The organism is Amycolatopsis lurida (genome assembly GCF_900105055.1).
Lineage (GTDB): Bacteria > Actinomycetota > Actinomycetes > Mycobacteriales > Pseudonocardiaceae > Amycolatopsis > Amycolatopsis lurida.
Map to the genome: position 1 here is coordinate 6,180,085 of NZ_FNTA01000004.1, position 12,268 is coordinate 6,192,352.

9 protein-coding genes and 4 pseudogenes are annotated in these 12,268 nt (G+C 63.8%); 6 read left to right on the plus strand and 7 right to left on the minus strand.

The features are described from left to right. Nucleotides 1–295 precede the first annotated feature (295 nt). The 6 genes and pseudogenes from BLW75_RS34665 to BLW75_RS34695 all read right to left on the minus strand — a co-directional run. Nucleotides 296–2,638, minus strand: coding sequence for an ATP-binding protein (locus BLW75_RS34665; RefSeq protein WP_091598978.1), 2,343 nt, complete (start codon nucleotides 2,636–2,638; stop codon nucleotides 296–298). A 277-nt stretch (nucleotides 2,639–2,915) separates the two neighbouring features. Beyond that, nucleotides 2,916–3,482, minus strand: a complete 567-nt coding sequence (locus BLW75_RS43020) for an IS3 family transposase (RefSeq protein WP_158005456.1) — start codon at nucleotides 3,480–3,482, stop codon at nucleotides 2,916–2,918. A gap of 16 nt (nucleotides 3,483–3,498) precedes the next feature. Further along, nucleotides 3,499–3,615 (minus strand): annotated as a pseudogene (locus BLW75_RS42510) (IS481 family transposase); the annotation flags it as partial. Between the two features lie 171 nt (nucleotides 3,616–3,786). Then, nucleotides 3,787–4,881 carry an IS701 family transposase gene (locus tag BLW75_RS34680; RefSeq protein ID WP_395766772.1) on the minus strand — a complete coding sequence of 365 codons (1,095 nt, stop codon included), beginning with the start codon at nucleotides 4,879–4,881 and terminating at the stop codon, nucleotides 3,787–3,789. Nucleotides 4,882–5,174: 293 nt separating this feature from the next. Then, on the minus strand, nucleotides 5,175–6,371 hold the full coding sequence (locus BLW75_RS34685; protein ID WP_091598934.1) for an IS701 family transposase: 1,197 nt from the start codon (nucleotides 6,369–6,371) through the stop codon (nucleotides 5,175–5,177). 226 nt (nucleotides 6,372–6,597) lie between these two features. Further along, nucleotides 6,598–6,885: pseudogene (locus BLW75_RS34695) on the minus strand (IS701 family transposase); the annotation flags it as partial. Nucleotides 6,886–6,933: 48 nt separating this feature from the next. Between BLW75_RS34695 and BLW75_RS34700 the strand changes: the two are divergent. From BLW75_RS34700 to BLW75_RS43710, 6 genes and pseudogenes are all read left to right on the plus strand, one after another. Further along, nucleotides 6,934–9,600, plus strand: coding sequence for a DEAD/DEAH box helicase (locus BLW75_RS34700; protein ID WP_091598990.1), 2,667 nt, complete (start codon nucleotides 6,934–6,936; stop codon nucleotides 9,598–9,600). Between the two features lie 346 nt (nucleotides 9,601–9,946). Then, nucleotides 9,947–10,072, plus strand: coding sequence for a transposase (locus BLW75_RS34705; protein ID WP_091598993.1), 126 nt, complete (start codon nucleotides 9,947–9,949; stop codon nucleotides 10,070–10,072). Next, the gene (locus tag BLW75_RS34710; protein WP_091598996.1) at nucleotides 10,066–10,269 is read left to right on the plus strand and encodes a hypothetical protein; all 204 of its coding nucleotides are present in this window, start codon (nucleotides 10,066–10,068) and stop codon (nucleotides 10,267–10,269) included. Before BLW75_RS34705 ends, BLW75_RS34710 begins: the two co-directional genes overlap by 7 nt. Then, nucleotides 10,269–10,742 carry an IS3 family transposase gene (locus BLW75_RS34715; RefSeq protein WP_091598999.1) on the plus strand — a complete coding sequence of 158 codons (474 nt, stop codon included), beginning with the start codon at nucleotides 10,269–10,271 and terminating at the stop codon, nucleotides 10,740–10,742. Before BLW75_RS34710 ends, BLW75_RS34715 begins: the two co-directional genes overlap by 1 nt. Then, a complete protein-coding gene (locus BLW75_RS34720) occupies nucleotides 10,633–11,187 on the plus strand; it encodes an IS3 family transposase (RefSeq protein ID WP_167373475.1) in 555 nt (184 codons plus the stop codon). The genes BLW75_RS34715 and BLW75_RS34720 overlap by 110 nt, the downstream gene beginning before the upstream one ends. 57 nt (nucleotides 11,188–11,244) lie before the next feature. Next, nucleotides 11,245–11,640 (plus strand): annotated as a pseudogene (locus BLW75_RS43710) (integrase core domain-containing protein); the annotation flags it as partial. 138 nt (nucleotides 11,641–11,778) lie between these two features. On the opposite strand, the pseudogene BLW75_RS34725 reads toward BLW75_RS43710, so the two are convergent. After that, nucleotides 11,779–12,243 (minus strand): annotated as a pseudogene (locus tag BLW75_RS34725) (TIGR03086 family metal-binding protein); the annotation flags it as partial. Between the last annotated feature and the right edge of the window lie 25 nt (nucleotides 12,244–12,268).

The following is a 12,268-nucleotide window of genomic DNA, read 5'->3' on the forward strand; positions in this document are numbered from 1 at the left end:
GTGGTGCGCGAGGCTGTGAACAACCTTAGCCTCCAGCAGATCGCACCGAGGTTGGCTGGTCGCCGACCAACGCCGGTGCCCAAGGCGCCATGTCAACACCGTTATGGCGGCAACAATGACACGCGGTCAACGGCTTCGGCCCGGACCCGTGCACTTCGTGCCCCTGGCGACTGCGTAGTGTAGGCGGTGGTCGGCGACGACGTCACCGCGCCGCCGGTACTGGTCAACCACGGTTCTCCGCTGGCGGCACCGCATCCAGCGCTGGTCCAACTCGCCGGCTGGACTCACGATCCCCTCAGGCCAACTTGTTCCGTCGCTCGACGACCCACACCCCGATCTGCGTCCGCGACTCGAACCCGAGCTTGGCGAGGATGTGCTGGACATGGGCCTCGACGGTACGGCGGGAGATCGCCAAGTCGACCGCGATCGCCTTGTTCGTCTCTCCTCTCACGATCAGCTCCGCGATTTGTTCCTCACGCCTGGTCAGCACCGATTCACTAGCCGCAAGCGCCGCCTTCGGCGAAGCCGCACTCGTGGCGAGCACGAAAGTGACCGCGTGCCGGAGATCGATCGCCTGAGCGGCTCCCTCGGCGAAGGCCGCCTCGAACTGGACGGAGTCCAGAGACCTTCGCGCCGCCAGCTCGCAGTCTCTGTGCGGTGCCCGCCATGTCTCCGAGTCGAGCATCGTCGCACCGCCTGCGCGCAACCATAACCGGTGGGCGACACCGAGCAACTTCGCGCACACCAGTGCGTTTCCCATCGCCGACGCGATCCAAGCGCACAGTTCCACGATCATCACCTGGCCGAGAAGGTCGCCGAACTTCGACTTGAGCATCAGTCCTTGTCGCGCATCGCGCAGGGCGTCCGCGATTCTGCCAAGCTGCCACTCGGCAAGGGCGAGGGTGTAGAGCGCATTCGCCCGAATGCACTGCTCGCCGTGTTCGTCTGCGATGGCGATGGCCCTGCGTGCTAGGTCCTCGGTGAGGCCAAGCTGTCCAGAGAAACCAGCTACCATCCCCCGCGCCGCATACGCCAGGATCACATTGCAGTTCACAAGCCCGGCTCCCTCGTAGCAGGCCAAGCACTCGACATACGCCGCCTCGGCCAGTGAGTACTTGGTCCGCACCAGGGCGGAGCCGCCCTGCGCAAGGAGCGCGTTGCCCAGCGCCACCGGATCTTCAAGATCACGAGCCTGCGCCACGGCCTCGGCTGCCATGGCGGCGGTAGCCTCCGCGTCGCCCAGTGCCGTCGCGGCATAGACTCGGATCAGCATCGCGTGGATGCGTAAGTCCGCCGGCAGCTCGGGTAGCGCCAGCACGCGATCGATCCAATGCAACCCTTCTCCGAAGTACCCGCAGTGAACCCAGTAAAACTCCAGGTCTACCGCGATGCGCGCGCCGCGAACCGAGGCCTCCGGGATCCGCAGGTAGAACTCGAACGCGGCTCCCAGGTTGCCGCGTTCCTGTTGGACCTCTGCAATCACCTCGAGTTGATGCGGCCCCAGCCACGCCGCGCTCAGCCGATGCACCATGTCACCGAAGAACTCCGCGTGCCGACGCTGAACTGCGGCGCTCTCGCCGGCCTCGAGCAGTTTGTGCACACCGAACTGACGCAGTGTCTCCAGCATGCGATAGCGGGCTACGCCATGGTCGACATCACGGATGAGGATCGATTTGTCAGCGAGTCCGCTGAACAGATCCAGCAGATCAACATCCTCACAGGCCTCGACACACACTGCTTCGGCTGCATGGAGTGTGAATCCGTCGACGAAGACCGACAGCCGGGACCACAAGCGTGCTTCGGCAGGCGTGCACAGCTGATAACTCCAGTCAACTGCGGACGCAAAGGTGCGATGACGTAGTGGACCCGACCGATTGCTCTTCGCCAGCAGCCGAAAGCAGTCCTTCAACCGCTCAGCCATCTCAGCGAGTGTGATGACTCTCAGCCATGGGACGGCCAGCTCGATGGCAAGCGGTATGCCGTCGAGGGCATAACAGATCTTCGTCACGAGCTCTCGGTCCTGTGCGGAGCCGAAGGACTTGCCAACGCACGACTTGAGCCGCTCCTCGAACAGAGCAACGGCGTCGCCCCGGCTACCGCTGCGAGGCGCCCCGACTCCCTGCACCGCGAGCGGCTGCACCGACAACAACTGCTCACCGTTGACATCAAGCACTTGCCGGCTGGTGGCCAGCACACACACAGAGGCTGTGCTCTGCAACAACGTCTCTACGAATTCGGCACACGCATCAACCAGATGTTCGCAATTATCCATCAACAGCAGCATGGACCTGGACTGCAGGAAGTCGATGACCTGTACGACCGGATCTTTCGTCGCGCCGTTCAGGCCCAACTGCGCCGCCACCACCCGCGGCAACAGGCCAGCATCCTCCACCACGTCCAACCGCACCATACAGACACCGCCGGGGAAACGATCAGCGGCCTCGCGCGCCGCCCGGACTGCGAGTCGCGTTTTTCCGACACCAACTGGTCCGACCAGTGTCAGCAGGCGACCGGTCGACAGTAACCGGCTGAGCTCGGCGAGTTCGCTATCTCGACCGACGAAACTGGTGACTTCGATGGGCAGATTGCCGTGTATCGACAACGCCGAAGATGTACAGCCATCACCATTCGAAGGCATACTGATCCTACCGCTCGCATCGGTTGACGGTAAAACAAGCGAAACCGCAGGCCGCGGCGCTAGTGCTTGTCCGGCCCCCCTCCTTGAGATCGAACCGACCACTTCCCACTACATCGACGGGCCCGTAGCGTAAGCCACGTTGCCCCAAGAGCAGCAGCCAAGGACGTCGACCCGTTACGCGCTTCACTCAATCGGACCATTGTCGCCACGCAGCTTCGAACGTCAGTCATGAGTCAATGAGGTTCCCCCCGAATGGTGGACAGGGGCTTACGAGGATTCAGGCGGCCGTTCGGAGTGACTGCTCGAACTTGTCAGGGCTGAGCATTCCGATAGCGGAGTGCCGCCGCGTACTGTTATAGAAATTGATCCATTTGTCAATCGTGGCAACGAGTTCTGTCTTCGTGGTGTGGGTGTGCCGGTAGTAGTGCTCGTGTTTGAACGTCGACCAGAACGACTCCGCTGGGCTGTTGTCCCAGCAGATCCCGGTCGCGCCCATCGACCGGCGCAGGCTGTGCCGGAAGCACGCCTTCGCTGTCAGGTGCGCGGTGTACTCGCCACCGCGGTCGGAATGCAGGATGGCGCCACGGCATCTGCCGCCACGGACGGCCACGGCGGCATCGATCGCGTCGGTGACCATCTCGGCGCCGATGTGGTCGGATACGCTGTAGCCCAGCACTTTCCGGGAGCGTCCGTCCCGGATCGCGCATAGGAACATGTCACCCTGACCGCATGTCAGGTATGTGATGTCGGTCAGCCAGACCGCGTCGGGCCGGTCCTGGTCGAAGTGGCGGTCGACCAGATCCGGTGGGAACGACGCGGCCGGATCGGCGACTGTCGTCTTCACCCTGAACGTGCGCGGGCTAATTGTATGAGGCCATGATGTTGGTGACGCCGGTGTTGAGCCGGGATGCTGGTGGTTGATCTCCGGCGGCGGTGTGGGGTCGATGGTAGTTGTAGTGCACGTTCCAGGTGGCTAGTATGGCAGCCGCAGTGTGGGATGTTTGGCGCGTTGTCGCTGGTAGTGGCTGTGGCGGGCGCGGGTTTGGTGGCGTCGTCGCCACAGCGACCAGTGATCGGTGTGGGCTTCGGGGTGGGTGGGGTCGGTGAGAGTGGACCAGAGTCGTCTGATCTCATTGCAGGATAAGGAATTAGCTGTTCTTCCTGTGCTGCGCCGCCCCTTTTTCGTCACGGAGACGCTCGGCGTGGGCGGTGGCGGTGAGGAACGCGGCGGCGAGCATGGACAGGGTGATGTGCCGGTACCAGGCGTCGTATTTGCGGACCTGATAGTGGTCCAGCCCAGTCTCGTTCTTGGTGAACTGGAAGGTTTCCTCGACCGCCCACCGGCTTCCGGCGACCCGGACGAGCTCGGCGATCGGCGCCGGGTAGGTGGAGTGACAGATGTAGTAGGCCAACTCGCTGGGCTTGCTGATCGAGCGGCGCACCAGCAGCTGCTGTCCACCGGGGGTGGCGGGATCGATCAGCAGCCAGTCGTAGAGCCGGTGTCCTTTGCTGCCCACGCCGGCGGAAAGTCGTTGCCATCCCTTCGATCCCGCGCTGCGGGCCAGCTCGTCGGCTCGCGCTTTTCCTGCCGGGGTGTCGAACCGATGGTCGCAGGAGATCGCCATAACGTAGTTCAGCCCGGCCTGCTCGCACCAGGAACGCAGGCCAGGATTGTCGCCGTAGGCCTCATCGGCGGTGAACCACTCGACGTCAGCGCCGGCGTCGAGCAGCCGTTCCAGCATCCGCTGGGCAAGTTCGGGTTTGGTCGCGAAGCCGACCGCATCGCCGATTCCGGCTTCCTCGCAGCGTTTCCGATCGTCGGTCCAGGACGTGGGAAGGTAGAGCTCGCGGTCGATCAACGCCCGTCCCCGCGGCGAGACGTAGGTCAGGAACACACCGAGCTGGCAGTTCTCGATCCGCCCCGCGGTGCCCGAGTATTGCCGCTGCACCCCGGCGGATTTGATGCCCTTCTTGAGAAAACCGGTCTCGTCGGCCACCACCACACCGCCGGGATCACCAAGATGGGCCAGCACGTAGGAGCGAACGTCGTCCCGGGCGGCCTCGGCGTCCCAGCGGTAGAAGTTCAGCAGACGCTGCATCCCGTCAGGAGCCAGATCACCGGCCTTTTCGGCCAGCGTCCAGGAGTTCTTCCGCTCCGCCCCGGACAGCAGCCCCAGCACATACATCCGCGCCCGCCGCCGCGAGTCCGCCTGCGCGAAACGCCCCGCCACCAGCGCAAACACGTCATCAAACCCGGCCCGCCACCGAGCAAGACGATCACCAGCTACAGTCCACGACGCGGCCACCGCGTCCTCTTCGAGATCCAACACACCTTGAAGTCGATCACGCGGTGGCCGTCCTCATGACCACGACACGCCGCCAGATCACACACTGCGGCTGCCGTATTAGTACTCCAGCCGCACTTCGTGATTAGTGGTCTGTCTTCGCTGGTAGTGGGCTTGCCGGGCCCGGTGTTGATGGCGTCGGCGCCAGTGTGACCAGGCCCAGGTCGCGAGGCGGTCGAGCGGGGTGGTGATCAGGTGTGCCAGGAGACGCTTGACCTCGCCCAGTGTGATTGGGATGAGGCCGCTATCAGGGCTTTTGGGGCTATCGCGGCGGTGACGGCCAGGTAGGTATGGGCGAGCATGGCCAGGGTGATGTGCCGGTACCAGGCGTCGTAGCGGCGTACCTGGTACTGATCCAGGCCGATGTCGGTCTTAGCGGTCTGGAAGCAGTCCTCGATCGCCCAGCGTGCCCCAGCGACCCGGATTAGTTCCTGATCGATCGTTCCTGTTGGGGCGCAACACAAGTAGTAGGCGATCTCATACTTTCCTTTACTGTTGCGGGTCAACGAACGGCGGGCGAGTAACCAGCGGCCCCAGACGGGTGGAGTGGTGTCGGAATAGGTGGGTAGTTCGGCGACGGCCCAGTCGAACATCCGTGGTCCTTTGGCGCCGTCTCCACAGCTTCGGCGTTTCCACGCGTCAGCGGGTGCGTGGGCGACGAGCGCGTCGGCGCGGGACGTGCCGGCCACCGCGGGGATGGTCTGGCTGCTGGGCACGGCCACGACATAGCCGATCCGCTGATCTTCCAGCCAGCGACGGAATTTCGAGTCACCGCCGTAGGCTTCGTCGGCGGTGACCCAGGTGGCGGGCACGCCGGCGTCCAGAGCACGGGCGAGCATCCGCTGCGCGAGCACGGGTTTGGTCGCGAACTCGACCTCGTCGGGAACCGCTGCCTCGCGGCAGCGTTCCCTGTCGCTGGTCCAGGATTTCGGCACATACAGCTCGCGGTCGATCAAGGTGCGTCCTTTGCTTGTGGCATAAGCACAAAACACGCCGAGCTGGCAGTTCTCGATGCGTCCGGCAGTGCCGGAATACTGGCGTTGCACCCCAGCAGATTTGGTGCCCTTCTTGAGAAATCCGGTCTCGTCCACAATCAACACACCGTCACGCTCACCCAGGTGACTGATCGCGTAGTCGCGGACATCATCACGGACGCCGTCAGCGTCCCAGGCCGCCGCGTTGAGCAGACGTTGCATACCATCCGGGGTGATATCCCCGGCAGCCTCGGCCAGTGTCCACCCGTTCTTGCCGGCCAGCGGCGCAAGCAAGCCACGCACATAGGCACGGGCCCTGCGTCGAGGTTCAGCCCGATGAAACCGTCCCGCGACCTGCGCAAACAGGTCATCCAACCCGGTAACCCAGGCAGCCAGATCATCATCACTCAGCACAAGATCGACACACTACCCGACCATCATCACAAAGTGCGGCTGAAGTACTAGTCCTGCAACGGCACTCGGATGAGTGGGTAGCCTCGTCGTTTGTAGTGGCTGGGGCGGGCTTGGTGTTGTCGTCGGCGGCGGAAGCGTGACCAGGAGCAGACGTGGTCGGCGGCGTCGGCGACACGCAGGATGAGTTTGGTGAGCAGGCGCCGGATCTCCGGTAGCGTGAATCCGATCACGCCGGGCTCGCTGACACCGATTCCCCTTTTATGGCAAGGGGTCGTGACACTGCGAGCCAGGCGTGGACGAGCATCGACAGGGTGATGTGGGCAAACCAAGCTCGTCACGATCGGACCTGATATTGATCCAGACCGGCTTCGTTCGTGGCTTGGTGAAAACACTCCTCGATCCGCCACCGCGATCCAGCGATCCAGGCCAGGTCCAGCAGTGCCGAACGGCGGGGCCCGTAGCAGACGTAGTAGGCGATCTCGGTCGGATCAGAGATCGAACGGCGGGCAGGCAGCCCCGCCCGATCGTCAACGGTCGTTGGCGATCGGCTAACGTGCCTGGTGTGTCGTGGAACAGCGAGTCGGGTGACGAGCCGAGTTCCGGTGGTACGGATTCCTCACCGCCCCCGGAGCGGTTCTGGCTCAAGATCGCTGATCCGCGGACTGAGCTTCCAGTGTTCGCAACTGAAGCCGACGTTCGTGTACTCCTCCCCGAGTCCGGCGAGTTTCACGACCTGAGAGGCAAGCTGACAGCGAACGGGGTCGCCTGGCGTGCGGTGCGTTACCTGGTCGAGGACGAGGTTATTACCCATCGCGACTCTCGGACAGCGGAGTGCTACCTCGCGCGAGCCGCGCGTCGGCAGCCTTACCACACGACGGGCCCGGAAGCGGCCGTCGCCGGAGATGCCTTTGAAGTGCTCTGGAACAGTCACGCTGGCACGTACGAGACTGCGTCGCCGGTCCCCGCAGAAGAACTCGTTCCCCGCGATTGGCTTCGCTTCTTGCCTTACGCTTCCCTCAATCCGGCGCAAGCGGAAGCTGTTCCGCCGATCATGGGCGATACAACGCACGTCATCGTGGTCGCGCCGACCGGCGCGGGAAAGACCACCGTCGGCATGGTCGCGGCACTTCGAGCTGTGCTTGGCGAAGGCCGGAAGGCCGCGTGGTTGGTGCCGCAACGGTCATTGACTGACGAACTTGATCGAGAGCTCGACCACTGGCGACGAGAAGGACTCCGGGTCGAGCGGCTTTCCGGTGAGTACAGCGTTGACATCGGACGTGTCCGCGATGCGGATCTCTGGGTGGCGACGACGGAAAAATTCGAGGCGATGTGCCGAGGCTCGTCGCTGCGTGAAGCCCTCGCCGAAGTCTCTTGCTTGATTGTCGATGAAATCCACCTGCTCGGCGACGCTGAACGTGGTCCCGTGTTGGAAGCACTCCTTGCCAGGATGCGTGGCAATAACCAGGTGCGCATTGTCGGTCTGTCGGCAACGGTCGCCAATGCTGACGAGATCGCGGCATGGCTGGGTGCGCGGCTAGTAAGAGTGGCCTGGCGCCCAAGCACTCTGACTTGGCAGTTGCCGGTCATTGCCACTCACCGTGACTGGTCTCTGGTCGAGACGGCGCGCATCCGATTGGCGAGCGCTCTCACCGGACTGATCACCCGAGACGGCGGTAGTGCGCTGGTGTTCTGCGGCAGTAAGCGCGGAGTCCGGCGCACAGCTCTCGTGATTGCCGCTTCGCGCGGCGCACGCACCGATGGCGTGCACCCCGACGACCTTGACCGGCTATACGAGGTATGCCGCGAGGCCCGGGTAGGCCTTCACTACAAGGGCTGGGATCATAAGCGGGAGGCAGAGACGGCCTTTCGCGCCCGGGACATCGATGTTCTCGTCGCCACGTCGACGGTCGCCGCCGGAGTGAACCTTCCTGCTCGCGCGGTCATTGTGCAGGACACCGAGGTCGGCATGAATCCGATCGATGTGGCGACCGTCCAGCAGATGTTCGGCCGAGCCGGACGCGTCGGGCAAGGCGAGAGCGATGGCTGGGCGTTCTTGATCGTCACGGAGGAAGAGCGCCAGCGCTGGCAAGCCAAACTTGTGGCTGGAAACACCGTGCGTTCCCAAATCGAAGCGAGCCTGCCGGATCACATTCTCGCCGAGGTGGTTCAGCGGCGGATCCGGTCGTTACGGGAGGCCGAGGAGTGGTGGGACTGCACTCTAGCTTGTCATCAAGGCAGCCGTAGCCTGCAACCCCTGCGCGAGGCCATTGAGTTTCTCGTCGATGCTGACTTCATCAGCGGATCCGAGGCAGTCGACGGTCAGACGGTGCTCACTCCGACGGACTTGGGAAAGGTTACGGCGCGGCTCATGGTGCCTGCCGCCGTCGGACACGAGATCCGGGCGGCTCTCGCCGAAACCACGTTGCCGGATTCCCCGGATGAAGCAGAGCGCACGGTCATCGACCTGATCGCCGGTCTGGTGCCCAAACTCGCGCAAGCCGCCATCAACGAGGAACTGAAGACTGTTGTCAACCGGCTCATACACCCCGATGGCTCCGGCGCCTATCAACGGGGCGATCTGGCCAGGGTTGCTCTCGGTCTTGTCGCGAGTACCCCGGACGCGTTTCGCCGGGGTGCCAGGGTGATCGCCGGAATCCCTTACCCCGTTCTGTATCCTGTGCTGGAGGACGCTCCTCGGTATCTCCATTGGATTGGTTGCCAGGGATTGCTGGGGACCGTTCACCCGTGGAGTGCGATCGTTGCGGCGGACTTGAGCCGACGCGTCAAGTGGCGGCGGTGCCAGCCGCCGCGTGGCGCCGGTCGCCTGCTGTGGATGTGTGAACAAATGGCCACGTCCACGCACGCTGAGGATCTCGTGCCCGCGCTCTGGAACGCCTCGCGAGGCAGGAATATTACCGGTCCGGACTGGTCGGCCAGGGGCATTCCGAATCAATGCCGGCTGGATGACGAGGCGTATCGCGCCTTAATGCGGGAACGTGCGACCGGCATCAGTATTGTGCGGAGCGAGGACCTGCTCATCGTTGCGGCACCACCGGCGAGTGTCGTTGTAACTTGGACGGGTAGACGATTTCTCTCGGTTCCGCTGCCGCAAGGACGAGGTTCGATTCCAGCCTCAGGTACCGGCGCTGACACACAGGTAGCTGTCTTCACATGGCGCGGTGACTACCGAGCGACTGGATGGCTCAGCCGATACTCGCAGACGGAATAGTCATGATGGGCCGGGGATCGGTCCATGACCTCAGAGGAGCGGCCGTCGCTCGGTGGCGGCATCGCCCAACCCCGTAGCTATGGGGCTGTTGGTCGGCGGCGTGGTGGACGGTGGCCTGTCTCCGCATGCAGCAACGGCGCGATCCGCGCCCACGCCTTATCCGACAGCTCACCACGACCCACCACACACTTATTGTCTGCACACGATCATGAACAAGATCCGCAGGACACGCTCTAGCAGAAGATCGTCTGTTGGCACGCGTCGGTCAAGCGGGACGTCTGAAATTCACCCCGGGTAGTGGACACCGAGTTAGCAGGACCTGCTGTCCTGTTGAAAGGATGTCCTCATGCCTCCTCGCAAGCGCCGTTCGTACACGGCAGAGTACAAGGTCGAGGTTGCTCACCGCGTGATCGATTCCGGCCGCACGATCTCCGAGGTCGCCCGCGAGCTGGGAATCGACGCCGAATGTTGAGTGTCTGGGTCAAAGACGAACGCCGCCGACTCGCCGCGGCCGAGGTCCACGGGGACAAACCCCTGGAGTCGGCCGAGCGGGCCGAGCTGCTGCGCTTACGGAGGCAGGTGGCCGAGTTGGAGAAGGACAATGCGTTCCTGGTAAAAGCTTCGGCGTACTTTGCCGCGATGCAGAGGAACCGGCCCGGTTCGCTCTGATGGCCAAGTACGCCGGCCCCGACGAGTTCGCCGAGACTGCCGACTCCATCACTTCGCCGCAGCGCACGCGGTTCTCGGTCCGGCGCATGGCGCGGCTGCTGGGCGTGTCGACGTCCGGCTACTACGCGCACGTGAAACGCTTCGTTGCAACGATGTTGACTCCGCGGCAGCAACGGCGGGCCGACCTGGAGGTAAAGATCTCCCAGGCGCACAAGGACTCGCGCGGGACCTACGGGTCGCCGCGGATCACCGCCGAACTACGTGACCGAGGCGAGGTGGTCACGGCGAAGACCGTCGCCAAGATCATGGCCTCGATCGGGCTCGAGGGCATCAGCCCGCGCACATTCAAGGTTGAAGACGACGGTGGTCGATCCGACCGGGTCGTTCCCGCCGGATCTGGTCAATCGACACTTCGACCGGGACCGCCTCGACGCGGTCTGGCTGACCGACATCACGTACCTGACATGTGGTGAGGGCGAGATGTTCCTGTGCGCGATCCGGGACGGTCATTCGCGGAAAGTGTTGGGCTACAGCATATCCGAGCACATCGGCGCCGAGATGGTCACTGACGCCATCGACGCAGCAGCGGCCGCCCGTGGCGGCAGATGTCGTGGCACCATCCTGCATTCCGACCGTGGCGGGGAGTGCACGGCGCACCTGACAGCGAAGGCATGCTTCCGGCACGGGCTGCGCCGGTCGATGGGCGCGACCGGGATCTGCTGGGACAACAGCCCGGCGGAGTCGTTCTGGTCGACGTTCAAACACGAGCACTACTACCGACAAGTGTACGCCACGAAGGCAGAACTCGTTGCTGCGATTGACAAATGGATCCGCATCTACAACAGTGTGCGGCGGCACTCCGCGACTGGGATGCTCAGTCCCGACAACTTCGAGCAGTCACTCCGTGCGGCTGCCTGAACCCTTGTAAGCCCCTGTCCACCATTCGGGGTGAACCTCAGTCAAGCTGGTGGACGTGTGCCGTTGCGGATGGCGTTGTGGCGCCGCGCCCACGAAGGCAACCCGTAGAACGCGACGGGCTGATTTGTCACTCCGACGCCGGGTCGCAACATACGAGTGTGCGGTTCACCGAACACCTGCACATCGAAGGCGTCCGCCCGTCGATCGGCAGCGTCGGCGACGTCTACGACAACGCCCTGATGGAAAGCGTCAACGGGCTCTGTAAGGCCGAATGCATTCGCACGCAAGTGTTTCACGGCGGCCCCTGAAAAACGATCGCCGGACGTCGAGTACGCGACGGCGGAATAGGTCGCGTGTTACAACAATCGCCGGCTGCACTCAAGTCTGGGCATGATCAGCCCCACCGAGTTCGAGGAAGCCCACTACACTGACACAGAACGATCGGCCAGATGATCACTGGACAGCAGAACAACCGACAGAGTATCGCCGCCCAACGCCGCGAACGTGCCCGCGTCCGTAGTGAACACCGCCACCGCTGGAACCAGTCGAAGTAGGCCCCTGAAGAGAAGGCGACCCTTCAAGGCCAGCGCACTAGACGGCTCGGCCGGTGAGCGAGAGGAGTTGGCCTACAGGGTCGGTGCTGTCGGTGGGAATGGGTGGGTCGGTGATGCCCAGGCCGTCCCAGCGTGTGACGTTGGCGCGGGCGTAGGCCAAGCAGAACTCGACGGCGTCCGGGTCGAGCGAGCCGGGCTGGGCGATGCCGCGGACCAGGTCCCATTCGTGGACGGTCAGGTCGACGAGCATCTGGTCCGCGTAGGTAGTCAACTGAGCCTCGCCGAACGAGAAACAGTAAGTTCCCGACAGGTCGGGGCTGAGCCAGGCCTTCCGGAACCGCTGTGCCGCCTGCTCCCAGGCTTCTACCGGGTCGTCGCCGAGCAGATCGCCGTCGTAGCGGTCTCCGACCTGCTCCAAGGAGTCGCCAGCGAGGATGTGCGGTGCCCAGAGATGCTCGCCGACCAGGTGGTTGACCAGGTCCCGGACGCTCCATTCGGTGCACGGCGTCGGGTTGTTTCACGCACCG